The organism is Streptomyces sp. SA15, from assembly GCF_002291145.1.
Classification (GTDB): Bacteria; Actinomycetota; Actinomycetes; order Streptomycetales; family Streptomycetaceae; genus Streptomyces.
Window position 1 is genome coordinate 207012 of the sequence record NZ_NTGE01000197.1, and the last position, 24863, is coordinate 231874.

30 protein-coding genes are annotated in these 24863 nt (G+C 71.8%); 13 read left to right on the forward strand and 17 right to left on the reverse strand.

The window, feature by feature from the left end; genetic code table 11:
* Positions 1–136: 136 nt before the first annotated feature.
* On the forward strand, positions 137–499 hold the full coding sequence (locus CLM62_RS42860) for a DUF1304 domain-containing protein (RefSeq protein WP_095755297.1): 363 nt from the start codon (positions 137–139) through the stop codon (positions 497–499).
* Positions 499–1062, forward strand: a complete 564-nt coding sequence (locus CLM62_RS42865) for a TetR/AcrR family transcriptional regulator (RefSeq protein ID WP_095755298.1) — start codon at positions 499–501, stop codon at positions 1060–1062. Before CLM62_RS42860 ends, CLM62_RS42865 begins: the two co-directional genes overlap by 1 nt.
* A gap of 51 nt (positions 1063–1113) precedes the next feature.
* Here CLM62_RS42865 and CLM62_RS42870 read toward each other — a convergent pair whose 3' ends face one another.
* Complete coding sequence (locus CLM62_RS42870) at positions 1114–2064, reverse strand: GlxA family transcriptional regulator (RefSeq protein ID WP_095755299.1); 951 nt, start codon at positions 2062–2064, stop codon at positions 1114–1116.
* An 80-nt stretch (positions 2065–2144) separates the two neighbouring features.
* Between CLM62_RS42870 and CLM62_RS42875 the strand changes: the two genes are divergently transcribed.
* The gene (locus tag CLM62_RS42875; protein ID WP_095755300.1) at positions 2145–3095 is read left to right on the forward strand and encodes an NADP-dependent oxidoreductase; all 951 of its coding nucleotides are present in this window, start codon (positions 2145–2147) and stop codon (positions 3093–3095) included.
* Between the two features lie 14 nt (positions 3096–3109).
* On the opposite strand, the gene CLM62_RS42880 is transcribed toward CLM62_RS42875, so the two are convergent.
* A complete protein-coding gene (locus tag CLM62_RS42880) occupies positions 3110–4216 on the reverse strand; it encodes an NAD(P)-dependent alcohol dehydrogenase (RefSeq protein WP_095755301.1) in 1107 nt (368 codons plus the stop codon).
* A gap of 138 nt (positions 4217–4354) precedes the next feature.
* Positions 4355–5809 (reverse strand): aldehyde dehydrogenase, encoded by a 1455-nt coding sequence (locus CLM62_RS42890; RefSeq protein WP_095755302.1) that lies wholly within the window; start codon positions 5807–5809, stop codon positions 4355–4357.
* Between the two features lie 103 nt (positions 5810–5912).
* Here CLM62_RS42890 and CLM62_RS42895 point away from each other — a divergent pair, with 103 nt between their 5' ends.
* Both CLM62_RS42895 and CLM62_RS42900 read left to right on the forward strand, forming a co-directional pair.
* Positions 5913–6350, forward strand: a complete 438-nt coding sequence (locus CLM62_RS42895) for a MarR family winged helix-turn-helix transcriptional regulator (protein ID WP_095755303.1) — start codon at positions 5913–5915, stop codon at positions 6348–6350.
* Positions 6351–6486: 136 nt separating this feature from the next.
* A complete protein-coding gene (locus tag CLM62_RS42900; RefSeq protein ID WP_095755304.1) occupies positions 6487–6867 on the forward strand; it encodes an anti-sigma factor antagonist in 381 nt (126 codons plus the stop codon).
* A gap of 48 nt (positions 6868–6915) precedes the next feature.
* On the opposite strand, the gene CLM62_RS42905 is transcribed toward CLM62_RS42900, so the two are convergent.
* Positions 6916–7869 carry a ribose-phosphate pyrophosphokinase gene (locus tag CLM62_RS42905; RefSeq protein WP_095755305.1) on the reverse strand — a complete coding sequence of 318 codons (954 nt, stop codon included), beginning with the start codon at positions 7867–7869 and terminating at the stop codon, positions 6916–6918.
* Positions 7870–8045: 176 nt separating this feature from the next.
* Between CLM62_RS42905 and CLM62_RS42910 the strand changes: the two genes are divergently transcribed.
* The gene (locus CLM62_RS42910; RefSeq protein ID WP_095755306.1) at positions 8046–8708 is read left to right on the forward strand and encodes a DUF4230 domain-containing protein; all 663 of its coding nucleotides are present in this window, start codon (positions 8046–8048) and stop codon (positions 8706–8708) included.
* Here the strand turns inward: CLM62_RS42910 and CLM62_RS42915 are convergent, their stop codons facing one another.
* Genes CLM62_RS42915 through CLM62_RS42940 form a run of 6 tightly spaced genes read right to left on the reverse strand, consistent with a single transcriptional unit; the run spans position 8709 to position 12455 of the window.
* Positions 8709–10472: a complex I subunit 5 family protein gene (locus tag CLM62_RS42915; protein ID WP_095755307.1), complete on the reverse strand. Its 1764-nt coding sequence runs from the start codon at positions 10470–10472 to the stop codon at positions 8709–8711. It abuts the gene before it with no gap.
* Positions 10472–10822 carry a sodium:proton antiporter gene (locus tag CLM62_RS42920; RefSeq protein ID WP_095755308.1) on the reverse strand — a complete coding sequence of 117 codons (351 nt, stop codon included), beginning with the start codon at positions 10820–10822 and terminating at the stop codon, positions 10472–10474. Before CLM62_RS42920 ends, CLM62_RS42915 begins: the two co-directional genes overlap by 1 nt.
* Entirely contained in the window at positions 10819–11568 is a 750-nt protein-coding gene (locus tag CLM62_RS42925; RefSeq protein WP_095755309.1) for an MnhB domain-containing protein, read from the reverse strand. Before CLM62_RS42925 ends, CLM62_RS42920 begins: the two co-directional genes overlap by 4 nt.
* Positions 11565–11831 (reverse strand): hydrogenase subunit MbhD domain-containing protein, encoded by a 267-nt coding sequence (locus CLM62_RS42930; RefSeq protein ID WP_095755310.1) that lies wholly within the window; start codon positions 11829–11831, stop codon positions 11565–11567. The genes CLM62_RS42925 and CLM62_RS42930 overlap by 4 nt, the downstream gene beginning before the upstream one ends.
* The gene (locus CLM62_RS42935; protein WP_095755311.1) at positions 11824–12276 is read right to left on the reverse strand and encodes a monovalent cation/H+ antiporter complex subunit F; all 453 of its coding nucleotides are present in this window, start codon (positions 12274–12276) and stop codon (positions 11824–11826) included. The genes CLM62_RS42930 and CLM62_RS42935 overlap by 8 nt, the downstream gene beginning before the upstream one ends.
* A complete protein-coding gene (locus CLM62_RS42940) occupies positions 12273–12455 on the reverse strand; it encodes a hypothetical protein (protein WP_095755312.1) in 183 nt (60 codons plus the stop codon). Before CLM62_RS42940 ends, CLM62_RS42935 begins: the two co-directional genes overlap by 4 nt.
* Positions 12456–12723: 268 nt before the next feature.
* Here CLM62_RS42940 and CLM62_RS42945 point away from each other — a divergent pair, with 268 nt between their 5' ends.
* Positions 12724–13320, forward strand: a complete 597-nt coding sequence (locus CLM62_RS42945; protein WP_095755313.1) for a VanZ family protein — start codon at positions 12724–12726, stop codon at positions 13318–13320.
* On the opposite strand, the gene CLM62_RS42950 is transcribed toward CLM62_RS42945, so the two are convergent.
* The 3 genes from CLM62_RS42950 to CLM62_RS42960 form a co-directional block, all read right to left on the reverse strand.
* Entirely contained in the window at positions 13298–13735 is a 438-nt protein-coding gene (locus tag CLM62_RS42950) for a pyridoxamine 5'-phosphate oxidase family protein (RefSeq protein WP_095755314.1), read from the reverse strand. The two genes, CLM62_RS42945 and CLM62_RS42950, sit on opposite strands and share 23 nt — an antisense overlap.
* Before the next feature lie 60 nt (positions 13736–13795).
* Complete coding sequence (locus tag CLM62_RS42955) at positions 13796–14032, reverse strand: hypothetical protein (protein ID WP_095755315.1); 237 nt, start codon at positions 14030–14032, stop codon at positions 13796–13798.
* Positions 14033–14096: 64 nt separating this feature from the next.
* On the reverse strand, positions 14097–14906 hold the full coding sequence (locus CLM62_RS42960; RefSeq protein ID WP_095755316.1) for an SDR family oxidoreductase: 810 nt from the start codon (positions 14904–14906) through the stop codon (positions 14097–14099).
* Positions 14907–15034: 128 nt separating this feature from the next.
* Between CLM62_RS42960 and CLM62_RS42965 the strand changes: the two genes are divergently transcribed.
* The 4 genes from CLM62_RS42965 to CLM62_RS42980 all read left to right on the forward strand — a co-directional run bounded on the left by CLM62_RS42965 (position 15035) and on the right by CLM62_RS42980 (position 19352).
* Complete coding sequence (locus tag CLM62_RS42965) at positions 15035–16072, forward strand: PHP domain-containing protein (protein WP_095755317.1); 1038 nt, start codon at positions 15035–15037, stop codon at positions 16070–16072.
* A 72-nt stretch (positions 16073–16144) separates the two neighbouring features.
* Positions 16145–16801: an HAD family hydrolase gene (locus CLM62_RS42970; RefSeq protein WP_095755318.1), complete on the forward strand. Its 657-nt coding sequence runs from the start codon at positions 16145–16147 to the stop codon at positions 16799–16801.
* A 123-nt stretch (positions 16802–16924) separates the two neighbouring features.
* Entirely contained in the window at positions 16925–18073 is a 1149-nt protein-coding gene (locus tag CLM62_RS42975; protein WP_095755319.1) for an aromatic acid exporter family protein, read from the forward strand.
* A gap of 319 nt (positions 18074–18392) precedes the next feature.
* Entirely contained in the window at positions 18393–19352 is a 960-nt protein-coding gene (locus tag CLM62_RS42980) for an SDR family NAD(P)-dependent oxidoreductase (RefSeq protein ID WP_095755320.1), read from the forward strand.
* 16 nt (positions 19353–19368) lie between these two features.
* Here the strand turns inward: CLM62_RS42980 and CLM62_RS42985 are convergent, their stop codons facing one another.
* Positions 19369–20025, reverse strand: a complete 657-nt coding sequence (locus tag CLM62_RS42985; RefSeq protein WP_095755321.1) for a M15 family metallopeptidase — start codon at positions 20023–20025, stop codon at positions 19369–19371.
* A 109-nt stretch (positions 20026–20134) separates the two neighbouring features.
* Here CLM62_RS42985 and CLM62_RS42990 point away from each other — a divergent pair, with 109 nt between their 5' ends.
* Entirely contained in the window at positions 20135–21163 is a 1029-nt protein-coding gene (locus CLM62_RS42990) for an SDR family oxidoreductase (protein ID WP_095755322.1), read from the forward strand.
* A 69-nt stretch (positions 21164–21232) separates the two neighbouring features.
* On the opposite strand, the gene CLM62_RS42995 is transcribed toward CLM62_RS42990, so the two are convergent.
* Together CLM62_RS42995 and CLM62_RS43000 are read right to left on the reverse strand one after the other, a co-directional pair.
* A complete protein-coding gene (locus CLM62_RS42995) occupies positions 21233–21505 on the reverse strand; it encodes a hypothetical protein (RefSeq protein WP_095755323.1) in 273 nt (90 codons plus the stop codon).
* A gap of 109 nt (positions 21506–21614) precedes the next feature.
* On the reverse strand, positions 21615–22622 hold the full coding sequence (locus CLM62_RS43000; protein ID WP_095755324.1) for a phosphotransferase family protein: 1008 nt from the start codon (positions 22620–22622) through the stop codon (positions 21615–21617).
* Positions 22623–22907: 285 nt separating this feature from the next.
* Between CLM62_RS43000 and CLM62_RS43005 the strand changes: the two genes are divergently transcribed.
* Positions 22908–23402, forward strand: coding sequence for an FBP domain-containing protein (locus tag CLM62_RS43005; protein ID WP_095755325.1), 495 nt, complete (start codon positions 22908–22910; stop codon positions 23400–23402).
* Between the two features lie 9 nt (positions 23403–23411).
* Here the strand turns inward: CLM62_RS43005 and CLM62_RS43010 are convergent, their stop codons facing one another.
* On the reverse strand, positions 23412–24752 hold the full coding sequence (locus CLM62_RS43010) for an erythromycin esterase family protein (protein ID WP_095755326.1): 1341 nt from the start codon (positions 24750–24752) through the stop codon (positions 23412–23414).
* Positions 24753–24863: the final 111 nt, after the last annotated feature.

A 24863-nucleotide genomic window follows, 5' to 3' on the forward strand; every position in this document is an offset into this window, starting at 1 on the left:
TGTCCGCCAGGAACCCACACATCGACAAATTCCCTTACGGACCTGCGGCGTTGCGCCGGAGCGTCTTCTGCGTCGGGCATCTCCTGGACAGCTGTCCAGCTACACTGGACACCCGTCCAAGAAACAGAGGAAGCATATGGAGATCCTGGCCTCCGTGCTGGTCGGCCTCGTGGCCGTCCTGCACGCGTACATCCTGGTGATGGAGATGTTCCTGTGGCAGAAGAAGCCCGGCAGGGCGCTGCACGGGTTCGAGCCGGAGATGGCGCGGGCTACCGCGCCGATGGCCGCAAACCAGGGGCTCTACAACGGCTTCCTCGCGGCGGGTCTGGTCTGGGGGCTGGTCGCCGCCGATCCGACCGGCTTCCGGGTCCAGGTGTTCTTCCTGTGCTGCGTGGTGGTCGCGGGCGTCTACGGTGCCGCCACCGCCAACCCCCGCATCCTGTTCGCGCAGGCCCTGCCGGGCGCGCTCGCCCTGGGTGCCGTCCTGCTCGCCGGATGATGAACCGGGAACGGCCCGAGGACCCGCGGTCCGCGCGCACCCGGGCGCGGCTGCGTGGAGCACTCCTCGACGAGTGCGCCGAGCGCCCCCTGTCCGAGGTCGGCGTGGCCGCGCTGGTGCGCCGCGCCGGAGTCGGCCGGGCCACGTTCTACGTCCACTACGACGGCCTGGAGGCACTCGCGGTGGACGCCTGCGCGGACGTCGTACGGGAGGCCGTGGAGGCGCTGCACGCCTGGCGCGGACGGCCGGACCCGGTGCACGCGCCGCCCGCGCTGGCGGAGTTCTTCGCCTCACTCGCCCCGCATGCCGCGCTGTACCGGGCCCTGCTGGCCCCGGGCGGTGGTGGCCCTCTCGGCCGCGTGCTGCACCGGGATCTGCGCGCCTACAGCCTGCGTGAGCGCGAACTCGCGGGCGCGGCGGACGCCCCGCTGGTGGCTTCGGCGGTCGCCGCCACCTTCGCGGGGGTGCTGGCCGACTGGCTGCACGGACTGCTCGAGGCCGACCCCGGCGAAATCGCCGACCAGGTCTGGCAGTTGCTGGTCGCGCTGCACGCGAGTCGGTGACGGGTCACATACAGGCCGTCCTCTGCCCGTGTCCTTCAGGACGCGGAGCGTTCAGCGGGCCACCGCCTGGAACGTCCGCCGGTACGCCTGCGGCGAGACGCCGATCGCCGCGTGCAGATGCTGCCGCAGCGAGGCGCCCGTGGCGAAGCCGACCTGGCCGGCGATCCGGTCCACCGACAGGTCGCTGGACTCCAGCAGGTGCCGGGCCCGGGCGATACGCTGCTGGATCAGCCAGCGGCCGGGGCTGAGGCCGACCTCGTCGTTGAAGCGGCGGGCGAAGGTGCGCAGGCTCATCCGGGCGTGGCCGGCGAGGTCGCCCAGGGTCAGGGGTTCGCCGAGGTGTTCCAGGGCCCAGGCGCGGGTCGCCGCGGTGCTCGCGGCGCCCTGCTCGGGGACCGGCTGCTCGATGTACTGGGCCTGGCCTCCGTCCCGGAACGGCGGGACCACACAGCGCCGGGCGACGGTGTTGGCGAGGTCGCTGCCGTGGTCCTTGCGGACGAGGTGCAGGCAGACGTCCACGCCGGAGGCGGCGCCCGCCGAGGTGAGGATCCGGCCGTCGTCGACGAAGAGGACGTCCGGGTCGAGGGCGATGTGCGGGTACATGCGCCGGAACCGGTCGGCGAGCTGCCAGTGGGTGGTGGCCTTGCGACCCTCCAGCAGCCCGGCGGCTGCGAGGATGAACGCGCCGGTGCAGATGGAGACGATGCGCGCGTCGGGGCGGATGCGCGCGAGGGCGGCGGCGACCGCGTCCGGGAGGTCGGCGGTCACCCGGGACGGCGAGATCGGCGCGATCACCACCGTGTCGGCCGTGGCGAGGACCTCGGGACCGTGTTCGACACCGATCGTGAAGTCCGCGTTGCTGGGCACCGGCCGGCCGTCGACGCTGCAGGTCAGCACCTCGTACCGGCCGTCGGCCGCGCCGAAGATCCGGCTGGGGATGCCCAGCTCGAAGGGGTACACACCGTCCAGGGCCAGCACCACGACCCGCTCGACCCGCTCCATTTGCTGCATGGCGCGATCCTATCGAAGGTTGGCAATCACGCCATTTCCTGGGCGGGCGGTTCCCGGCAGGCTGATTCACCATGAGCACTGTGAACACGATGCGAGCGATCAGCCAGGACGTCCTCGGCGGCCCCGAGGTCCTGAAGACCGTGGAAGTGGAGCGTCCGCAGCCGCGCCCGAACGAGGTGCTGGTCCGGGTCCGCGCCGCCGGGGTCAACCCGACCGACTGGAAGCACCGCGCCACCGGCGGCTTCCTCGGCGAGCCGCCCTTCGTACTCGGCTGGGACGTCTCCGGCGTGGTCGAGGCGGTCGGCATCGGCGTGGCCACGTTCCGGCCCGGCGACGAGGTCTTCGGCATGCTGCCGTACCCGTTCGGCCACGGCTCGCACGCCGAGTACGTGATCGCTCCGGTCCGCGCCCTCACCCACAAGCCGTCCCTGATCGACCACACGCAGGCGGGCGCGCTGCCGCTGGTGTCCCTGACCGCGTGGCAGGCGCTGGTGGAGACGGCCGACCTCCAGCCGGGTCAGCGGGTGCTGATCCACGCCGCGGCCGGCGGGGTCGGGCACGTGGCCGTGCAGATCGCCAAGGCCCGGGGCGCCTACGTGATCGGCACCGCGAGCGCGGGCAAGCACGACTTCCTGCGGCGGCTGGGCGCGGACGAGCTGATCGACTATCGGGGGACGGACTTCGTCGAGGCGGCGAAGGACGTGGACGTGGTCCTGGACACGCTCGGCGGCGAGACCTCCCTGCGCTCGCTGCGCGTGCTGCGGCCGGGCGGGCTTGTCGTCTCGATCCTGCCGGTCGGCTCGGACGACCTCTACGAGGAGGCCGAGCGACTGGGCGTACGGGCCGTCAGGATGCTCGTGGACGCCGACCGCGCCGGTATGAAGGCGATCGTGGATCTCGTCGAGAAGGGCGAGTTGCGCGCCACGATCGCGGGTACCTTCCCGCTGGCCGATGCCGCCGAGGCGCACGCGCTGGGCGACACCGGCCGGACGACCGGGAAGCTGGTCCTCACGGTGGACTGATGCGGTGGACTGATTCAGAACGTGAGCACGGGCTTGATGGCCTTGCCCGCGCCCATGTCCCGCACCGCCTGGTCGATGTCCGCGAACGGGTAGGTGCTGATCAGGCGGTGCAGCGGGAGCCGTCCCTCCTTCACCAGCCGGACCAGGGCGGGGATGAAGGTCTGCGTCTCGGCGTCGCCGAGGGTGAGACCGACTACCTGCTTGCCGCCGAGCAACCCGTTGACGTCCAGGGCGACTTCGGTGCCGAACGGTGGGGCGCCGACGACGACCAGGGTGCCGCGGGCGGCCAGCGCGTCCACGCCCTGACGCAGCACGGCGACGCTGCCCGTGGTCTCCACGATGCCGTCCGCGCCCTGGCCGCCGGTGATCTCCGCGAGGGCCTCCACGAGGTCGGACTCGCCCGCGTTGACGGTGTGCGTGGCACCCAGTTCGCGCGCCATGGAGAGGCGTTCGCCGACCTTGTCGACGGCGACGATCGTGGTGGCGGGGGTGAGAGCGGCGGCCATGACCGCCGACAGGCCTACGGCTCCGGCGCCCAGGACGACGACGGTGCTTCCGGTGACCGGCTTCAGTACGTTCCATACGGCGCCGACGCCGGTCTGCACACCGCAGCCCAGCGGGGCGATCGACTCCAGCGGTACGTCGGGGTCGACCTTGACGAGGCTGCGCTCGTCCACCAGGGCCCGCTCGGCGAACGAGGACTGGCCGAAGAAGTGGCCGCCGAGCGGCTCTCCGTCGCGGCTGATGGTGCTGGTGCCGTCGGCCCGGCGGCCGCCGATGAGGTTCAGCGGCAGCCAGGTGGCGCAGTACGCCGGATGGCCGCCCCGGCAGTTGCGGCAGTCGCCGCAGGAGGTGAAGGACAGCACGACATGGTCGCCGGGCGCGACACCGGTGACGGCCGGTCCGACAGCCTCGACGACGCCGGCGCCCTCGTGGCCCAGGACTCCGGGGAGGGGGAAGGGCAGTCCCCCGCCTGCGACGCCGAGGTCGGTGTGACACAGACCGGTCGCCACCATACGGACGACCGCCTCGTGCGGTCCGGGCTCGTCGAGGACGACATCGCTGAGGGTGAAAGGCGCTCCGCCGGACTCGACGACGGCGGCGCGGGTGGTGAGGGACATCGCAGGAACTCCTTGTTGATGGTGAGCCTCCGGAGCGCTCCAGCCGGGGTCGAGACCGCGACCGTGCTCGACCCTGCGGGCCTCCGCGCGCTCGCGGTCTCGACCCCGGCGCGCTCCTACGGCTTGGTGGGCGCGCGCTCAGTCGAGCGAGACGACGACGGACTTGACCTTGGTGTAGGCGGCGAGCGCCTCGGGCCCGTACTCGCGACCGAAGCCGGAGTCCTTGACCCCGCCGAAGGGCACGGCCGGGTCGAGCATCGCCCAGTCGTTGATCCAGACGATGCCCGCCTGGAGCCGGTCGGCGACGCGGTGGGCGCGGGCCAGGTTGGTCGTCTGGACGCCCGAAGCCAGGCCGTACGGCGTGGAGTTGGCGAGCGCGACGGCCTCGTCCTCGGAGTCGAAGGGCTGCACGGTGAGGACCGGGCCGAAGATCTCCTCCTGGACGACCCGGGAGTCGTTCGGCAGGTCGGCGATCACGGTGGGCTTGTAGTAGTAGCCTCCGTCGAGGTCGAGCCGTTCGCCGCCGCAGACGATCCGGCCGCCCTCCTTGCGGGCCAGCTCGACGTACTCCTCGACCTTCTTCAGGTGCTTCTCCCCCGCCATCGGTCCGACGACCGTCTCGGGCCGGCGGGGGTCGCCGACCGGCACGCCGGGGACGGCGTCGGCGAGGATGCCGAGCAGGGTGCTGTACACCGAGCGCGCCACCAGCAGCCGCGGGCCGCCCATGCAGAACTGGCCGGTGTTGAAGACGAAGCCCTTGATGACCGCGCCGACCGCCTTCTCCAGGTCGGCGTCCTCGAAGACGACGTGGGCCGCGTTGCCGCCGAGCTCCATGGTGACGGGCTTGAGCGACTCGCCGGCCACGCTCGCGGCGTGCCGGCCGACGGCGGTGGAGCCGGTGAAGGCGATCTTGTCGACGCCGGGGTGTCTCAGGAGCGCGTCGCCGGCGACCGGGCCGGTGCCGGTGACGACGTTGACCACGCCGTCCGGGACGCCCGCCTCCTGCAGCAGCCTGGCCATGAAGAGGGCGCTGAGCGGGGTCTCGTCGGCCGGCTTGTGCACGATCGTGTTGCCGGCCGCCAGCGCTGGGGCGATCTTGGAACCGGCCAGGATCAGCGGGAAGTTGAACGGCGTGATCGCGGCGACCACGCCGAGCGGCTCCTGCCGGGTGTAGGCGACGGCGTTCATGGGCGTGTCGCGGTGCGCACCGTGCAGGGAGTGGGCGAGGGCGGCGAAGTGCTCGTAGTCGTTGGCCGCGTTCGTCACGTCGACGGCGTGACACAGTGTGATCGGCTTGCCCACGTCGAGGCTCTCCAGCCGGGCGAGCTCGTCGGCGTTCTCGCGGATCAGTTCGGCGACGCGGTGCAGGATCCGGCCGCGTTCCCGGCCGCTCAGCCCGGACCAGGCGCCGCCGTCGTAGGCCTCGCGGGCGGCGCGTACGGCCGCGTCGACGTCGGCGGCGCCCGCCGCCGCGACGGTGGTGACGACCGTGCCCCGGGACGGGTCGACCACCTCGGTGCGCGCTCCGTCCGCGGCCTCGCGCCACTGTCCCCCGATGAACAGCTGTCCGGGTTCGATCTCGAAGGTGGTCATCACCACTCCTCAGCGTCATTGCCAAGATTTCAATGAACAGGTTTCCTGTTGGTTCGCAGTCTCTTTACAGACAGGTTTCCTGTCAATGCTCTAGTGTGAACTCATGCTCGACACTCAGGCAACCAAGGCGCCGCCGTCGCTCCTCTACATGGTGAAACAGGTGGAGCTCGTCGTGCGCTCCCACCTGGACGAGCTGGTCAAGCCGTCCGGGATCACCGCGCTGCAGTACACGGCGCTCACCGTCCTGGAGCGGCACGACGGACTGTCGGCCGCGCAACTGGCCCGTGACTCGTTCGTCACCGCCCAGTCGATCGCCGATCTCGTACGGTCCCTGGAGAGCCGCGGGCTGGTGTGCAGGGAGCGCAACCCCCGCAACCGTCGCGAGCTGCTGATCCTGCTGACCGACGCGGGTCGCGAGCTGCTCGCGGAGCACGAGGGGCCCGTACGGGAACTGGAGGAGCGGATGGTGCGGGACCTCACGGCGCACCAGGCCCAGCAGTTCCGCCAGGCGCTCACCAAGGCCTGGCAGGCTCTGTCGTAAGCAGGCCCTGTCGTAAGGCGACCTTCGCAATTCGAAGACATATGTCAATCGAACATGCTCAAATTCTGTCCATCGGGGGTAACTTGCAGGGCGGGGAACGGGTTCGGGCCCGGTGACGCTGGGAGGGGATGTCGTCATGGAGCAGGAACCCGCACCGCTGACCCGGCATCTGCGCGTCCACCAGGACCGGGGACACACGGTGCTGGAGTTTCGCGGGGAGATCGACATCGCCGCGGCCGTGGAGATCATCCCGTACCTGGACCGGGTGACCGGGCGTCCCGACGTCCGCCTGGTGATCGACCTCAGCGGCGTGGAGTTCTTCGACTGCTCCGGATTACGCCTGCTTCACCGCGCCCGCACCCGGGTGCTCGACAACGGCGGCCGACTGCTCCTGGTCTGCACCCATCCGCTCACCCTGCGGGTCCTGCGCGTCACCGGGCTGTCCCGGCTGCTGCCCCCGATGCCGACGCTGGACGCGGCCCTGAGCCAGCCCGAGGCCGCGTCCGGTTCCCTCTGACCGTCGTGCGCGTAGTGCCGTTCCCGTCTGTTTTCCCGTCTGTTCGGTCTATTCGGTTCGTGGCGCGTCGAACAGGGCGCTGACGGACTCACCGTTGTGAATACGGCGTACGGCCTCGGCGAGCGCCGGGGCGACGGTGAGGATCCGCAGCTTGTCCGTGCGCTCCTCCTCGGCCACCGGCACGGTGTTGGTGCACACGATCTCCAGTACGTCGGGCTGCTCGCCGATCCGCTTCAGCGCGCGGTCCGCGAACAGCCCGTGGGTGCAGGCGACCCGGATCGACCGCGGCCCCAACTCCCTCAGGCGTTCCAGGAGTTCCAGGACGGTGCTGCCCTTGGCGATCTCGTCGTCCAGCACGATGACGTCCCGTCCGGCGACCTCGCCGATGACGGAGTTGATGCTGACCCGGTCGTCCGCGAACCGCTGTTTGGCGCCGGCGGCCACCTGGGCGCCGAGCATCCGGGCGAACGCGGCGGCCTCCTTGGCGTTGCCGAGGTCCGGCGAGACGACGGTGGTGCGGGTCAGGTCGTACTGCCGGAAGTGCGCGGCCAGTTCGCGCAGCGCGTGCAGGTGGTCGACCGGGACCGAGAAGAAGCCGTGGACCTGCGGCGAGTGCAGCGTCATGGCCAGCACGCGGCTCGCGCCGGCCGCCACCAGCAGGTCGGCGACCAGCCGGCCGCCGAGGGAGATGCGGGGTGCGTCCTTCTTGTCGGAGCGGGCGTACGAGTAGTGCGGCATGACCACGGTGATCCGGCTCGCGGACGCCCCGCGCGCCGCGTCGCACATCAGCAGCAGCTCCACCAGGTGCTCCTGGACCGGCTTGACCAGCGGCTGGATGAGGAAGACGTCCCTCTCCCGGCAGTTGGCCTGGAGCTGCACCTCCAGACAGTCGTTGGCGAACCGGCTGACCCGGGTGGGGCTGAGCGGCACCCCGAGATGCGCGCAGACCTCCCGGGCCAGCTCGGGGTGGGCATGACCGCTGAACACGGCGATGTCTCGCACATGCGCTCCTCACATGATCATTCCGGCTGCCGGGGCTCATGCTACGGGCCGGACGAAGCCCGGTCGCCGCGCCAGTGCGCCCTCCCTGCCTCCGTCATCGGTACCAATCGGCCAACGGAACGGTCTGGCAAGACCTTTGGGGGGCATTGGCATCAGTAGGAAGGAGGGCCGTCGCCATGACGACTCCCATCAAGGGCATGTCCAAGCGCATGCCCGGCTGGGCGAAGGTGGTGAGCGCCGTCGTATTGGTGCTCGTCGTGTTCTTCGCCGGCATCCGGCTGAGCGTGCTGCCCGGCCTCAAGGACCTGTTCGGTACACAGACGCACGACCGTTCCGGTCCCGCACTGCTCGAGTCCATCCAGGACATCAGCCGTTACGACGCCGCCTCCGGCAACTTCCAGGTCGTCGTGGACCTGGAGAAGGACGCCAAGTTCCTGCCCGACGCGATCCGCGGCTCCCGCACCCTGTACGTCGGGGCGGGCACCGTCGACGCCTTCGTCGACCTCGGCAAGGTCGGCGAGAGGGACGTGACGGTCAACGACGACCGCACGTCCGCCACCCTCCGGCTGCCGCACGCGGCACTGGGCAAGCCGGCCCTCGACACCGATCGCTCCTACGCCGTCTCCAAACAGCGCGGTCTCCTCGACCGCCTCGGTGACCTCTTCTCGGACAACCCCAACAGCGAGCAGGCCGTGCAGAAGCTGGCCGTCCGGCACATCAGCGACGCGGCGAAGCAGAGCGAGCTGACCGAGCGCGCCGAGACCAATACCACGAACATGCTCCAAGGCCTGCTGCGTTCCCTCGGCTTCAAGGAGGTGAAGGTCAGCTACGCCGGCTGATCAGGCGTCGAGGACACCGGGCAGGGCCAGGACGCCGAGCAGGGTGGTGCCGACCAGCACCCAGGCCACGTAGTCCCCGACGTGGCCGGACTGCAGACGCCTGAGCGGCAGCGCCCACTCCGGTGCGGCGAGCAGCTTCGGGCGATTGACGGCCACGGCCGCGAGGCCCACGGCCAGAGTGGCCGAGGCCAGGCCCAGCAGGATGCCGACCGGGGTCCAGTGCACGGGGGCGACCACGACCCCACCGGACCCGGCTTCGTTCACGGCGTGCGATACGACGTCGGCGAAGCCGGGTGCCAGTCCGACGGCGAGCGCCCCGGCGAGCAGTACCGCGGGGACCGTCGTCATGGTGTCGGGGATCCGGCCGAGCCGGTGCCGGGTCTCGGGCCGCTCGCCGGAACCGGTCGTCTCGTACGCGTCGCCCTCCTCGGGCGCGGGGCCCAGGCCGAGAAAGACGCGTGCGGCGACCCGCAGCACCGCTCCGGCGGTGACCGCGGTCGCCACGACGTAGAGCACGGTGAGCGGGCCGCCCACGGCCTCCTCCGTGACGGACTTGCCGAGCGCCGTGCCGAACGGCGGCAGCCCCGCGAGGCCCAGGGCCGCCACGGCGAACAGCACGGCCACACCGCGCAGCCCCCGGGCCCTGCCGTGCAGCGCGTGTTCGTCGACGCTGCCGTACCGGTCGAGGAGGATGCCGGTGCAGGCGAACAGGGAGGCCTTCACCCCGGCGTGGCCCAGCAGGTACAGGGCGATCCCGTCGTCGGCCTCGGGCGTCAGGACGCCGATGCCGACCACGAACAGGCCCATGTGGGCGACCGTCGAGTACGCCAGCAGCCGCTTGATGTGCCTCTGGTACCAGCACATCAGGGCGCCGACCGCCGCCGTCAGCGCGCCCAGCACGACCAGCGCCCGTTCGAAGTTCTCGGCCGGAACCCCACCGGGCCCGGAGAACACGGTGCCGTACACGCGCCACACGCCGTACACGCCGAGCTCGACCATCACGCCCGACAGCAGCATGCACACGGGCGTGGGCGCGACGGCGTGCGCGTCCGGCAGCCAGAAGTGGAAGGGCACGGCGGCCGCCTTGACCAGCAGTCCGGTCAGGACCAGGACGAAGGCGGCGAGGACCAGCGCGTCGGGTTCGCCGTGCGCGTCGAGCCCCCGCCCGATCTGCGTCATCGCCAGCTCGCCGGTACGGCCGTACAGGAGCCCGATCCCCATCAGCATCGCGTACGCGCCGAGGGAGTTGACGACCGCGAAGGTCAACGCCCCCTGCACGGCCCTGGCCTCCTCGACCCGGTGGCCGGTCAGCGCGTACGCGACGACGCTCATCAGCTCGAACCACACGAAGGCGTTGAACAGGTCGCCCGCGACGGCGAATCCGCACATGCCCGCCTGGAAGAGCAGCATCAGCGCGGGGAACGAACCGGCGTGGCGGCGCGGCGGTTCGTCGAAGTAGTGCCAGGAGTACGCCAGGGCCGCCAGGGTCAGCAGCGAGGCGAGGGCCGCCATGCCGAGGCCGGGTCCGTCCCCGACCAGGACGATGCCGACACTATGGCCGTTGACGGGCACCCAGCCGCCGACCCACTCGACCATGGGCGGCGAGGAGTTCAGGAGCAGCACGAGCGCGAGCGCGGCCGTGCCGCCGGAGACGGCGCAGCCCACCGACTCGGCGACGACGCGGGGCACGCGGCGGCCGCAGGCCACGAGCAGGGCGGCCCCGAGCAGGGGGACGGCGACGAGGAGCGGCAGCAGGTCGTTCATCAGCCGCGCAGCTCGGAGAGTTCGTCGGGATCGAGCGTGCCGTGGCGTTTGGCGATCTGCACGACGAGTGCGAGCAGCAGGGCGGTGACGGTGGCGCCGACGACGACGTCGGTCAGCGCCAGGGCCTGCACCACCGGGTCGACCACCGGCCGGGAGCCGGGCTCGACGTCGGAGAAGACGGGCGCGGTGGCGTCGTCGCGGTAGCCGACGGCCAGCAGCAGGATGTACGTGCCGGCCTGGCAGACGGACAGGCAGCCGACGGCGTGGATCAGGTTGCGGCTGGTGGCCAGGCCGTGGCAGCCGGCCAGGAAGACCCACACGGCGACCAGGTACGGCAGGACGTGCGTCACGGCGCTCTCACTTCCTTGGAGTCCTCGATCTCCACGGCCTGGTCGAGGAAGCGGGCGAGCAGCACGACGACCGCGCAGGCGACCTCCATGCCGATCGCGGCGTTCAGCAGCGGCACGGTGCCGCCGGAGGACAGCGTGTTGAACGTGCCGTAGGGCAGCAGGGTGTTGGCGAGGAAGGCGCTGCCGCCGATGAGCCCGGCGACGCCGGTGACCAGGTAGGCGGAGGCGGCGACCGCGTCACCGACCTCGTACAGGCCGACCGGGCGGATGCGTTCCAGGGCGCGGTAGTCGGCGCCCAGGTAGAGCAGGTGCAGGGAGGTCGCGGCGACGACACCGCCCTGGAAGCCGCCGCCGGGGCTGAGCTGCCCGTGGACGATCACATACAGGCCGGTGAGCAGGGCGACGGGCAGCACGATCAGGGCATACCGGCGTACGGGGCGGGCCACCGGCTCGGGTTCGGGCCGGGCGCGTTCTTCGTCGCGGGTCTGCCGCAGCAGGACCACGCAGCCCAGGACGGCGGAGAACAGGATGATCATCTCGCCGAGGGTGTCGAAGGCGCGCTGGTCGAAGTTGACGGAGGCGACGGTGTTGGCGGTGTGCCGGGCGAGGGCCTCGCGCACCGCCCGGTCGCCGTAGGGGTGGCGGTCGCCGCCGAAGTCCGGAAGGTCCAGGCACGCGGCGACGAGCAGGGCGGCCAGCCCCGCGCCGCCCACGGCCACGAGCCACAGCCGGATGCGCCGGCTCACCGGCGGTGTCCCTCTTTCTGCTTCCGGCCACGCCGTTTGACCTTGCGGACCGTGAGCAGAAGCAACAGCGGGGTGAGCGCGGAGCCCACCGCCAGCTGCGACAGCGCCACGTCGGGCGCCTGCACCACGGTGAACAGCACCGCGAGCACCACACCGAGGACCGCGAGGACGAGGGCCTGGCGCACCGGGTCGCGGACCGCCACCGCCGTGGTCGCGGACGCGGCGACCAGCAGCAGCGCGACGACGATCACCGCGTCAGCCACGGCCGACCCCCCGGAACCCGCCGGACAGCGCCCGCGAGGCGACGACGTTCCCGCCGATCAGCAGCGCCCCGACGACCAGGAGTTTGACCATCGCCCGGCTGGGCCCGGTGGCCACGCACAGCGCCAGGACGACCGTCGCGCCGACGCCTGCGGCCGCGTACGTCACGCCCCAGGCGCGTGGCGGGTCCTCGGCCAGATCGTCGGCGAGCAGCCGGGCGAAGACGAGCGTGCCGACCGGGCCCAGCAGCGCGAGGACCAGGGCCAGATCGACGTAGGACGGGCGGTCGTAGCCCTGGGAGAGCAGCAGCAGGGCGGGGCAGGCCAGCGCGGTGGACAGGTTCTGTGCGACGACCCGGCGCCGCAGTGGTCCGGTGGCGACGCCCCAGAGGGTGGCTCCCACGCCCCCGCCGAGCGTCACGGTGGCCGCGAGCATCCAGCCGTTCACCGTCCGGCCACCGCCCGCCGGGCGGCCCGGGCCGCGAGCGCGCCCACGGCGGCGACGCCCGCGCCGACGGCGAGCTCCAGTGCGTCCACCGCGCTGATCAGCACCAGCCACAGCACCGCGAGCCCGGCCCACCAGGCGGCGAGCTCGGCACCGGTGAGGAGCGTCGTACGCGGGTTCAAGCGCCACCTCCTCGGAGCCTGCGCGGCGGTTCATGCACCCCCCGCAGCCATGCGCTTTGCAGGGAAATATCCGTTACGCGTTTTCCGCGCCATCCAAACACCGCTCCGGGTGCGGGCGGTGGCGACGCGCGGGTCTCAGCCCGGAGTGCCCCGACAGTACGAAGGGAAACCGGGGGCGCCTGCGGACCGGGTGCGGCGCGGCCGCATTCTCGGGCGGTTCGCGGGTAATCGCCTTACTACGCAGGGAAGTTGAAGACTGGAGGACCGCATGGCCCGTGCAGCCGCACGTCCGCGTGTCTCGTCACGCCTGCGCACCACCAAGTCCAACAAGCCCAAGTCCGGCAAGCCCAAGTCGGACAAACCCAAGTCCGGCAAGCCCAAGTCCGGCAAGCCCACCAAGCCGAGCGGGACGACCGGACGACGCCCTCTTCCCTTCCTTCTCCGTCTGCCGGCGATGCTGTGCGCCTTCGCGGTCATGGTGGCGTTCGCCGTGGTGCTGGCCCGACTGACCCTGCAGCCCTCCCCCGCCTCGGAGGCGCTGACGCACACCAACATGCGTCCGGGACGCTCCCTGCGGGCCTATCTGGACCAACCCGCACTGCGGGACGCCGTCAAGCAGATCGGCGGAAACCTGCTGCTGGGCGTCCCGTTCGGCATCCTGGTGCCGGTCCTCGCCCCGCGCGCCCGCGGGATTCTGCGCGTGCTCCTGCTGACCGCGTTCGTGATGCTCCTGGTCGAGTTCGCACAGGGCGCGCTGGTCACCGGCCGGGCCTTCGACATCGACGACGTCATCCTCAACACGACCGGGGCCCTGGTGGGCTACCTGCTGCTGGGGCGGCGGATCAGCCGGGCGGTGCATAGCTGAGGTCGGTGGCCGTGAGCGAGGAAGGCGTCAGACACAGCCACGTGGTGCCTCGCTCACCGGGATCGTCGTACAGGTAATGGAGGAAGCGCGCGTCCCATCGGCTCTCGTCCGTGCCCAGGTACCGGACGAGTTTGCGCCGCCCGCGCTCGACGTCGAAGGGCACGAGCCGGGCGCTGCCGCGCGCGATGACCTGCCGCACCAGGCCGGTCGCGAGGTCGCATTCGTCGACGACGAGCGCGATGTCGGGGTCGTTTCGCACGCGCGCGAACAGTCGGGTCCACGGTCCCGTCAGAACCCAGAACGTCTCGTCCTCCCACAGGAACCAGACGGGGCGCACCGTCGGGCCGTTCGTGGCCAGGCGTGCGGTGAGCGGCTGCCGGAGAAAGGCGTCCACGTCGAACGGAGGTGAGGTCATGGGCTCATCCTGCCGTCGCGGGCGTTTCCGGCCCGGCGGGGGCAGGTCGACGCGGTCGGTTCAGTGCCGGGTCCAGGTGAACTTGTCGCCGCCCACCCAGCGGACGACGTCCGGGTCGTCCAGGTCGTGGACCGTGATGCCGAACGCGGCGGCGGCCTCCAGGACGTCGGTGACGGTCTTCGCCTCACCGACCACCTGGCCGTCGATCTCCACGATCCGGAAGGGCGGCGTGCCCGGCTGTACCCCGAGCACCAGGATCCGCGGATACGTCATGTGCGGGCTCGCGATTTCGGTCATGGATAGAGCGTAAAGCGCATCCCGCCGGAGGGAGAGGCGTGCGTCACCCGTCCTGAGCGTCGGTTCAGGGGCGCCGCCACTCGTCGCTGCCCAGGTGCGATCCGGCCTGCGGGCCCATCCGGAGCATGCCGCCGTCCACGCTCCAGGACGCGCCGGTGACGTATGTGGCGTCGGGCCCGGCGAGGAAGGCGATCACGGCCGCCACCTCGCGGGCGTCGCCGGGCCGTCCGAGCGGGACGCCGGGACGGTTCTCGGTGTGCGGGTCGATGTCTTCCTGGCCGGTCATCGGCGTGGCGATCTCGCCGGGCGCCACCGCGTTGACGGTGATGCCGTGCTCGGCGAGTTCCAGCGCCATGACCTGGGTGAGTAGACCGAGCCCGCCCTTGGCCGCGCAGTACGGCGCGGCCCCGACCCGGGGCTGGTGTTCGTGGACGGACGTCACGTTGATGATCCGGCCCCCGTCGCCCTGCCGGATCATGTGCCGGGCCGCCTTCTGCCCGCACAGGAAGGGGCCGACGAGGTCGACCTCGATGACCTCGCGCACGTCGTCCAGTTCCAGGTCGAGGAAGGGCGTCATGGTGCCCGTACCGGCGTTGTTGACCAGGACGTCGAGGCGGCCGAGCCGGTCGCACAGCTCGTCGACGGTGCCTGCGGCGACGGGCAGCCGGGTGAGGTCCATCTGGGACACGGCGGCCCGCTGCCCGTGGGAGCGGACCTCCTCGGCCGTCTCCTCGGCGCCCTTGAGGTCGCTGTGCCAGGTGATGCCGATGTCCATCCCCGCCCGGGCCAGCCGGACGGCGGTGGCCCTGCCGATGCCGGAGTCGGCACCGGTGATCACGGCCACCTTGCTGCGCGGTGCGGTGGGGGCGGACATGGCAGGCCTCCTCGTGGACGCGTTGCGCGGGTGATGAGGCATCGCAGTACCCGGCCGCGTACCCGACAAACCGGCCGCCCGCAGTGCGGCCCCCGTGCTCCTGGGCAACTCTGGAGGTGGAGGTGGCGATGGATCCCGTCGAGGCCCTGGACCGGATCGCCTTCCTGCTGGAGCGGTCCCGCGCGCCGACGTACCGCGTGCGCGCCTTCCGTACGGCGGCTCGGGTGCTGGCCGCCCTGCCCGAGGACGAGGTGCGCGAGCGGACGTATGCCGGGACGCTGGAGTCCCTCCGGGGTGTCGGCCCGAAGACGGCGCTGGTGGTGCGGGAGGTGCTGGACGGCTATGTGCCCGGGTACCTGGAGAAGCTGGAGGACGAGACCGACGCGCCGCCGGCCGGGGGCGGGGCGCGGTTGCGGGCTCTGCTGCGCGGGGACTGCCATGTGCACTCGGACTGGTCGGACGGCGGCAGCCCGATCGAGGAGATGGGCCGCACGGCGGCGGAGCTCGGCCACGAGTGGGCGGCGCTGACCGACCACTCGCCCCGGCTGACCGTGGCACGCGGCCTGTCGCCCGAGCGACTGCGCAGACAGCTGGACATCGTGGCGGAACTGAACGAGACGTGGGCGCCGTTCCGGCTGTTGACCGGCATCGAGTGCGACATCCTCGACGACGGCTCGCTCGACCAGGAACCGGAGCTGCTGGACCGGTTGGACGTCGTGGTGGTGTCGGTGCACTCCAAGCTGCGCATGGATGCCCGCTCGATGACCCGGCGCATGGTGGCAGCCGTACGCGATCCGCATGCCGACGTGCTGGGGCACTGCACCGGGCGGCTGGTGAGCGGGCGGGGACGGCCCGAGTCGGAGTTCGACGCGGACGAGGTGTTCGCCGCGTGCGCCGAGTCCGGCACCGCCGTGGAGATCAACAGCCGGCCCGAGCGGCTCGATCCGCCCCGGCGGCTGCTGCGGCGGGCCGTGGAGGCGGGCGTGCTGTTCTCGATCGACACCGACGCGCACGCGCCCGGCCAGCTGGACTGGCAGATCCACGGGTGCGCCCGGGCGGAGGAGTGCGGGGTGCCCGAGGAGCGCGTGGTCACCACGTGGTCCTTGGAGGAGCTGCTGGCCTGGACCCGGGAGGGACGCGTTCCGGAACGGGTGGCGAGCGGCTGAGGTGGTACTCGAGGCGTGCTCGAGGTGTCTCGGCGTGGTGCTCGGGCGGTGCGCGGAGGAAGGGACGGACGCATGGGACGGGCCGCCGTGTTCGACGTCGACGGGACGCTCGTCGACACCAACCACCTCCACGTGGCCACCTGGTGGGAGGCCTTCCGGCAGGCGGGCCACCAGGTGCCGATGCACGCCATCCACCGGGCCGTGGGCCTCGGCTCCACCGACCTCGTCGCCCACCTCCTCGGCGACGACCGGGACAAGGACCGCGACGCCGAGCTGAGCGCCGCGCACAAGACGCTCTACGGGCAGTACTTCGACCGGCTGCCCGCCCTGGAGGACGCCGGGCGGCTCCTGCGGCGCCTCGACCGCGACGGCTGGTCGGTGGTGCTCGCCACCTCGGCGGGCGGCGCCGAGCTGTCCGCGCTGCGCCGGGCGATCGACGCGGACGACGCGATCACCGCCACGGCGAGCGCCGACGACGTCGACGCGGGCAAGCCGGCGCCCGAGCCGGTCGAACACGCCCTGGAACTGGCCGGCGTGCCCGCTGAGCGCGCGGTGTTCGTCGGCGACACCGTCTGGGACATGCGCGCGGGCAGCCGGGCCGGGGTGCGCTGCGTGGCCGTGCTGTGCGGTGGCATCCCGCGCGCCGACCTGGAGGCAGCGGGAGCGGAGGCGGTCTACGACGACCCCGCGCACCTGCTGGCATCGCTGGCGAAGAGTCCCTTGGCGTGAGGGCCCCGATCGACCGTCCCCCGTGAGGTGCCGGCTCCGTCTGAGTGCCGGCTCCGTCGCGGGCGGCTCGTCGCGGGCGGCTGCGCCGCGTGAGGCGGCGGGCGGTGCGGATACCCGCAGCCGATGACCCGTGTGACGGATACCGTGCGAAGGGAAGCCGATTACGTCGGCAGAGCCACCCGGGCGGCCCTGCGGGGTCCCGGCCGTGAGCGCGATCTGGTCGTGCAGTCGCTCAAGGCCGCCGCGGCCGCGCTGCTGGCCTGGTTCGTGGCGAGCGACTGGCTGGGCGACCCGCTCGCCCTGATGGCGCCCTGGGTGGCGGTGGTGCTGGTGCAGGCCACCGTGTACAGCTCGCTGCGGCAGGCCGCGCAGCAGTTCGCCGCGATCTGCGCCGGGACACTGCTGGCGTCGGCGGCGCAGGGGCTGACCGGTGACACGCTGGGCGCGCTGGCCCTGTCGGTGCCGGTACTGATGCTGCTCGCGAACTGGCCGCGCTTCGGCGACCAGGGCATCTACGCGGCGACCACCGCGCTGTTCACCCTCACCTCGGGCACCGTCTCGGCGTCGGCGGTCGGGCACCGTGTCTCGCAGGCGGCGCTGGGCGCGGTCATCGGGGTCGCCGTCAACGCGCTGATCCTGCCGCCGATCCATCTGCGGGACGTACGGGAGAACCTCGCGGCCCTCGCCGGGGAGGCGGGGGACGTGCTGCACGGCGTCGCCGACGACCTGCGGGAGGACGAGTGGGACGCGCAGTCCGCCGCCGGCTGGTCGAGTGCCTCGGCGCGGCTGGAGCGGCGTCTGGACGCGCTGCGGTCGGCGCGCGGGTGGAGCCGGGAGAGTCTGCGACTGACCGCCGGCCCGCTGCGTGCCGTCAGCCGGGCCACGTCGGCCGTCCCGTCCGAGGAGGAGGACGAGCGGTGGAGCCGTATCACCGGACACATCAGGGCGCTGACCCGGACCCTGGCGGTGGCGGCCGACGCCGACCGGACTCCGTCCCCGCCCGACGGCCAGGCGCTGCGCTCGTACGGAGAGTTGCTGGAGTGGATCGGGGACGCGTGCCACGCGGAGAGCCGCCGTCTGCTGGACGGCGGCGACGGCACGCGGCCGGACGGGCGGGCCGAGGAGGCGATGCGGGGGTTGCACGAGCGGCTGCAGGAGGGGTTGCGGGACCACGCCGCACAGGAGCCCGACCGGACGGCCGTCCTGGGGACCCTGCTGCTGCAGGCGGAGAACCTCTGGAGTGAGGCCGTTCCGAGGGCTTGGCGGCGGTGACGCACATCACCGCGCCAGGCGGCGGAGTGCGGAACATCCAGGGGTAGTTGCCAGTTGAACAAACCGTGGGTGCGGATGGGACAGTGTCCCCGGGCCTCACCTTTTGCCCACAGGGACGATCGTTCGGCTGAAGCCCTGTGGAGCCCTTCGCCGAGAGGCGACCGCCATCCGCGCCCACGCACAAGCCCGCCCCGACCGTGATTCCCCCGTCCCGGTCGGGGCTTCCTCATGTCCACCGGACATGGCCACCCGGGGTCGACCGGACACGGCCGCCCGGCGGCTTGACTTCGAGAACGCTCCAATACGTAGCGTTCCGGGCATGAGCACCGCACAGCACAAGATCGGCTCGGGCTTCGACGCCCGGAGCACCGCCGACGACGTCCTGGCCGGCCTCGACCTGACCGGACGGCTCGCGATCGTCACCGGCGGCTACTCGGGACTCGGCCTGGAGACCACCCGCGCGCTCACCAAGGCCGGCGCCCGGGTCGTCGTCCCCGCCCGCCGCCCCGCTGCCGCGCGGGAGGCGCTGGAAGGCCTCGGCGGCGTCGAGGTGGACGAGCTGGATCTCGGTGACCTGGACAGCGTGCGCGCGTTCGCCGAGCGGTTCCTCGCCTCGGGCCGCACGCTCGACTTCGTCATCGACAACGCCGGGATCATGGCCTGCCCCGAGACGCGGGTCGGACCCGGCTGGGAGGCGCAGTTCGCGACGAACCACCTCGGCCACTTCGCCCTCGTGAACCGCCTGTGGCCGGCGATCGAGCCCGGCGGCGCCCGCGTGGTCTCCGTGTCCTCGCGCGGCCACCACTTCTCCGGCATCCGCTGGAACGACATCGACTGGCGCCGCGGCTACGACAAGTGGGAGGCGTACGGGCAGGCGAAGACGGCGAACGTCCTGTTCGCCGTGCACCTCGACCGGCTCGCCCGGGATCGCGGCGTACGGGCCTTCTCACTCCACCCCGGCGGCATCCTCACGCCCCTCCAGCGGCATCTGCCGAAGGAGGAGATGGTGGCGAACGGCTGGATCGACGAGGACGGCAACCCGCTGGACGTCGCCGGCATGAAGACACCGGAGCAGGGCGCGGCGACCCAGGTCTGGGCGGCGACGTCGCCCCAGCTGGCCGACCTGGGCGGCGTGTACCTGGAGGACTGCGACATCGCCGAGCCGGCCCCGGCCGACGGCGAACGCAAGGGCGTCAAGGACTACGCCATCGACCTCGAGCAGGCGGCCCGCCTGTGGGAACTGTCGGCGGAGCGGACGGGCGTGAACGCTTTCGCCTAGGAAGCGTCTCGGGCATCTAGGGAGCGCCGATTTCGCTCGGCCCGTACAGCGCGGCGGGCGCGCCGGTGGCCAGGGCCCAGTAGCGGTCGCCGTAGGACCAGTGCCACCACTCGGTGGGGTAGTTCACGAGGCCCGCCGCGCTCAGGGCTTCTCCCAGGACGGCGCGGTGGGCCCGTGCCTCGTCGGTGATGCCGGCGGCTGCCGTGTAGCAGGCGCCGTCGCTCTGTTCCGGGGTGGCATTCATGGGGGTGCCCAGGTCGAGCTCGCGGTCGTCGGTGTCGACCAGCGTCAGGTCCACGGCGGCTCCCGCGGTGTGCGGGGCGATCTCGGGCGGGGAGATATAACGGCCGGCCGCCGAGCGAAGGCGGTCGGCGGACCAGTCCGGGTGCTCGGCGCGCAGTTCGTCCGCGTAACTATCGAAGTAGCGGCGCTGAAGTACCGGCGGGCGGTATCCCTCGACGAAGAGCAGGCGCAGGCCGTCCGGCAACAGTGCCTGCGCCCGAAGAAGCCGGTCGAGCACGCCCCGCCGCACATGGACCTCGGCGCCGTGGGAGTCCTCGTGCTTGCGGTCGTCGACCTGGAGGAAGCCGCGTACGTCGACCAGGGGCTCCCCGCACTCCTCGACCGGAACGGCGGCGACCCTGGGGTCGGACATCAGGATGATCTCGCTCATGAGGTGATCATCTCCCGGCCGGAAGTGACGCTCATAGGCCGCGTGCATCGCCTTTCGCCGGGTACTCGGGGCACTCCCCCGTCGACCGAGCGGCCGTAAGGAGTCGAAGGTGACCACTTCAGCGGGCAGCAGGATTGTCGTCACGGGCGCCACCGGCAACGTCGGCACCAGCCTGGTGCGCCTCCTCTCCGAGGACCCGGAGGTGGGGTCCGTGCTGGGTGTGGCCCGGCGGATTCCCGAGTGGGCGCCTGCGAAGACGGACTGGTCGGGGATCGATCTGGCGTCCGACCAGGCCGATCTCGTCAAGGAGTTCGAGGGTGCCGACGCCGTGGTCCATCTGGCCTGGGCGTTCCAGCCGACGCACGACCCGGCGGCGACCTGGCGCACCAATGTGCTCGGCGCGATGCGGGTGTTCGACGCGGTGGCCGCGGCCGGCGTGCCGGCGCTGGTGCACGCGTCGTCCGTCGGCGCGTACTCGCCGGGGCCGAAGGAGCAGGCGGTGGACGAGTCGTGGCCGACGCACGGCTGGCCGGACGCCGCGTACTGCCGGGAGAAGGCCTATCTGGAGCGCGCCCTGGACACGTTCGAACGCGAGCACAAAGGCGTCCGTGTGGTGCGGATGCGGCCGGCGTTCCTCTTCAAGCGGGAGTCGGCGAGCGAGCAGCGCCGGATCTTCGGCGGACGCTTCCTGCCGGGCCCGCTGGTGCGGCCGGAGCTGCTGCCCTTCCTGCCCGACATCCCGGGCCTGCGCGTCCAGGCGCTGCACACGGACGACGCGGCGAAGGCGTACCGGCTCGCGCTGCACTCCGACGTCCACGGCGCCTTCAATCTGGCGGGCGAACCGCCGGTCGACGCGGAGCTGCTGGGCGAGATGCTCGACGCCCGTCCGGTACGGCTGCCGCGCACCGCGGCCCGCTCGGCGATCGCCGCCGCGTGGGGACTGCACCTGCTGCCGGCCTCGCCGCATCTCTTCGACGCGGTGCTCAGGCTGCCCCTGATGGACTGCACGCGCGCGCGTACGGAGCTCGGCTGGCGCCCGGAGCACACGGCGACCGAGGTGCTGGAGGAGTTCCTGCAGGGCATGCAGCAGGGCGCGGGGATGAGGACGGAACCGATGAAGGGCCGCAAGGTCGGCTGACGGAAGTCACACAGAGGTCATCCAGAGGTCATCGCACAGAGGTCAGGCACAGAGGGTCAGGCACAGAGGTCAGGCGGAGGACTCGTCCGGCACCGGGTTCTCGGGGTGCACGGAGCCCGAGTGCGGCGCTCCCTGCCTGCCGGTGCCCGCCTCGTCGGTGTCGGGGACGTCGGTGGTGGACTCGGTGGTCTCTTCGGGTTCCTCGGCGTCGCCGCTGTCAGCCTCCCCGCGGTCGGGAGTGACGTCCCAGGGGTCCTCGCCCGCGTCTGCCTGCTGGTCCGGCAGATCCCGAGGGACGGGGTCACCGTGCTCACCGGGTGTTTCGTGACGGTGGTCGACCACGACGAACTCCCTTCGCGTCGGTCGGGCGACACGCGAGTACCTCCGCGATGACCAGCGAAACGTAGTGCGGGGCCCGCTCTCGCACGGCCGTGCGCCCGTGCGAGAGCGGTCAGGAGACGGAGTCCTCGATCTCGTCGAGGGCCGCGACGAGTTCCGGGGCGACCCTCTCCTGGACCCACCGCTCCTGGCCGACGTCGACCGCCCGGGGAACCGTCTCCGTGAGCATGATCAGGTAGAGGTAGGCGCGGTAGAGGGCGAGGCGGAGCCTGGCCGGGGCGTCGAACTCGGCCCGGCCGCCGGCCTCCCGGTAGCCCGCGAGGAATGCCTCGTCCTTCTCGATGTCCCCCAGCAGTGCCAGGGAGACGAAGTCGGCGAGCGGATCGCCCCAGAACATGCGCTCCCCGTCGATGAGCCCGCCGATACGGGGCTGCTCGCCCGCCGCCGGCCGGTCCACCAGGATGTTCCCCCGCCACAGGTCGAAGTGGACCAGACACGGAGCGGTGACCTCGTCGAGGGCGGGGAAGGCGGCCCGGAGCGTACGGGCCACCTCGTCGGCGGGGCGGGGCAGTCGCGCCCGGTAGTGGCGCGCGTCGGCGAGAATCGCTTCGATCATGACGGTGAAAGCGGTGCGCCAGTCGGGGGCGAGCGGGCCGAGGGCACCGGACGGGTAACCGTAGCCGGGTCCGGTCACCCGGTGGAGGCGGGCGACCTGGCGCCCCAACTCCGCCCGCAGATCCGCCTGTTCGGCCTCCGTGAGCGCATCGTCCCAGGTCTCGCCCGGGCACGCCGTCATCAGCATGTGTGCTACCCCGGTCTCCTCGCCCACATCGACCACGCGCGGCGCCTGGACACCCGCCTCGGCGGCCCCGCGGTAGAACTCGGCCTCGGAGACCAGGAGCCGGCTCTCGTACCGCAGGGCGGGGGCGGTCGGTGCGGGCGCGACCTTCAGCACGTAGCGGCTGCCGTCGGTGAGGAGAAGCTCCTCGACGGCGTTGTACGTGCCGCCGGACAGCGGGCGGAGGCGGGTGAGGCGTTCGGGGTCCACGCGCGCCCCTTCCAGAACGCGCCGCGCCCGCCACCAGGAGTCCGACGAGCCCGCCGGCTCTGTCGAGGCCACTGGGTCTGTCGAGTCCTCTGGGTCTGTCGAGTCCTCTGGGCCCACGGAGTCCACCACCTGCACCCACCCCCTTCTCGTTCCTCCGGTCAGCGGGCCGCGCACACGTCCTCGACGTAACGCCCGGCCCCCACCACCCTGTTGAGCCACCGCCCGGCTTCCGGCGCGCGCTCCCGGTACAGCGTACGGAACGGAAATCCGCTGGCTCCCCCTCACTCTGCCTGCCTAACCTAGTCCTTTGTTTGCCTAGGCACCCTAGGTTTCCGCACGATTCACGGGAGGCTCCCCATGAGATCACTCACCGAGCAGGACATCCGCAACTCATTCATCAACTGCTCGAAGGGCGAGGCCAAACGCCTGGCCGTGCCCCGGGACCTCGACGAACGCCCGTGGGGCGATCTGGACTTCCTCGGCTGGCGGGATCCGGGAGCACCCGACCGCAGCTGTCTGGTGACCGAACGGGACGGTCGGCTCGCCGGCGTGACCCTGCGGTTCCCGTCCTCGCAGCGAGGGTTTCTGCACCGCAGCATGTGTTCGCTGTGTCTGACCACCCACCCGGGTGGCGGCGTCTCGCTGATGACGGCCCGCAAGGCGGGCGCGGCGGGCCGCGAGGGCAACTCGGTGGGCCTGTACATGTGCACCGACCTCGCCTGTTCCCTGTACGTCCGCGGCAAGAAGGTCCCCGAGTCAGGGGCCAGCTTCGAGGAGAGCCTCACCCTGGAGGAGCAGATAGCCCGGACGGCGGGCAACCTGTCCGCCTTCCTGGACAAGCTCTACGTCTGACCTGGTCGGCTACTGGTCCCGTAGTCGCGCCGCCTCCACGTGGTGAAGGTGGATCAGGACGTCGTAGCTGCGGGCGAGCGCGATGTCGTGCGGGCCGTCCGGACAGGCGGTGCCTATGCCGCGCGTCGGCCGGGCGCGGTGCAGCCACTCGCGGGCCGGTGATCCGGCGGAGCGCAGGTCGAGTACGTAGTCGCGGTGGCGTACCCGGTCGAGGGTCCGCTCGTTGCTGCCCGCGCCGGGCGGTCCCAGTGTCCAGCGGCGGATGGCCGCGCCGTCCTGGCCGGTGGCGTGGAACGAGCCGTGGTGGAACGTCAGACCGACGCTCACATACCCCGCGCCGAGGCTGTCGCGCAGGAAGGCACCCTGCACCTTGGGGTTCTCGGCGGGTTCCTCCGGCACGTAGCCGACATGGTTGTTGTGCGCCGACAGCAGCACCTTGGTGCCGGTGTGCCGCTGCCACCGGACGACGTTGGCGGCCATCGTCCTGTCCCGGTAGCGCATGGCCTCGGCGGCCTGCGTGGGATCCTCCACGTCGAACGCGTACTGTCGGGCGGTCTGGTCGATCGCCGTCGCGTTCCGGACTGCCCGGTCGTGCGCCTGCCGGTCAGCGCCCGGGGCCAGGCTCCTGAGCAACTCGAGCGCCCGGCCGGTGCGGTCGGCCATCTCCCGGCGCTCGGCGTACGGCTTGTTCAGGTACTGCTCTATGTACGACCCCGTCGCCACGGTGGGCCGCAGGCCGCGGTAGAGCTCGGCGAGCCGGGCGCTCGACTCGGGATGCGCGGCGGCCACGTGGTCCGCGACCGCGGCGTACACCTCGGGCCCGGTCCAGGCGCTGTCGTCGCCCATGAAGCGGACGGGGTCGTCGGGATGGCGGATGTTGTACGCCCGCATCCACTCCACGAGCCGCAGGTAGTCGGTGTTGTTCCACCACAGGTAGTCGCGCTGGAACTCGTCGCTCATGATGCGCCGGGGGTGGCCCTCGCCGTGCACCACGTAGTCGTCGAGGCGCAGGCCGGTGCTCCAGGGGGCCTCCAGGGCGAAGGTGCGGAAGCCCTTCTCCTCGACGAGGTGGCGGAAGACGCGGTCCTTGAGGGCGAAGAAGTCGTGAGAGCCGTGGGTGGCCTCGCCCAGGCCGACCACCTCAGCGTCGCCGATCATCCGGTCGAGGGCGCGCAGATCACGGGGGTCGCCCTCCGGTTCGACGGTCCTGAGGGGGTGGGCCGCGCGGTCGAGCGCCTCGACGACGGTCGGGGCGGGTGCAGGGGCCGCCGTGGCCGGGACGGTGGCCACGGCGGTGGTACCGAGGGTGAGGAGCAGGGTCAGGAGTGCTCCGGTCCGTTGCCATGTCATGATCCAAGGCTTTCGTCCCGGAGCGGCGGGGGCCATCCGGCTGTCCGCAGAAAAGGGGTGCGGACAACCACGGGGCGAGGACTGAGGTTTTCCTCAGGGAACAGGCCACCC